Source organism: Flavivirga aquimarina (genome assembly GCF_030540835.1).
Lineage (GTDB): Bacteria > Bacteroidota > Bacteroidia > Flavobacteriales > Flavobacteriaceae > Flavivirga > Flavivirga aquimarina.
This window is the reverse complement of the sequence record NZ_JAUOEK010000103.1, coordinates 1-493: the sequence shown is the minus strand read 5'-3', so window position 1 is coordinate 493 and position 493 is coordinate 1. Positions and strand designations below refer to the sequence as shown.

Here is a 493-nt window from a genome sequence, read left to right as displayed (position 1 = left end):
TTTCATAAAATTACGCGAGTTAATAATTATTAGTTCTTATCAACTAATGATTGTCTAAAAAAGGTCCCTTGTTTTGTAAATAAGAGGTACAAAAAAAGGTGTCCAAAAAATAGACACCTTTTCCTGATCTTTACAAAATTATTCTGGTATGTATTTATACAAAGTTGTAATACAATTTGATGATACTAAGTATAAATCAACTGTAACATTATCATCAGCATTATTTTTTACAATAGTTGTGCAAATGTCTGATCCTGTAGATTGACATTCAACCTCATTTTTGAATGTACAATCTTGAGTGTCAGGGTGTGAGTATTCTGCTACGGTAATTTTAAGAAGATCCTCTGAACTATCCGCAGGCGTAAAAGCAAGAGAAGCTGTGATAGCTAACATAAGAGCAAAAGCTGGTAAAACGATTTTAAAAAAATTAGATTTCATAATATAGATATTTAAAATTAATGACCTACTCTATTTTACAGGTTTTCGGTCTTAG

At 29.8% G+C, this 493-nt stretch carries 1 protein-coding gene; it reads right to left on the bottom strand.

What is annotated here, in order from left to right:
* Nucleotides 1-138: 138 nt before the first annotated feature.
* Entirely contained in the window at nt 139-438 is a 300-nt protein-coding gene (locus tag Q4Q35_RS09355) for a DUF6520 family protein (protein WP_303277709.1), read from the bottom strand.
* Nucleotides 439-493 lie beyond the last annotated feature (55 nt).

Coding starts and splice junctions, on each gene's coding strand:
- Q4Q35_RS09355 (WP_303277709.1), bottom strand. CDS start 438: ATGAAATCTAATTTTTTTAAAATCGTTTTACCAGCTTTTGCTCTTATG.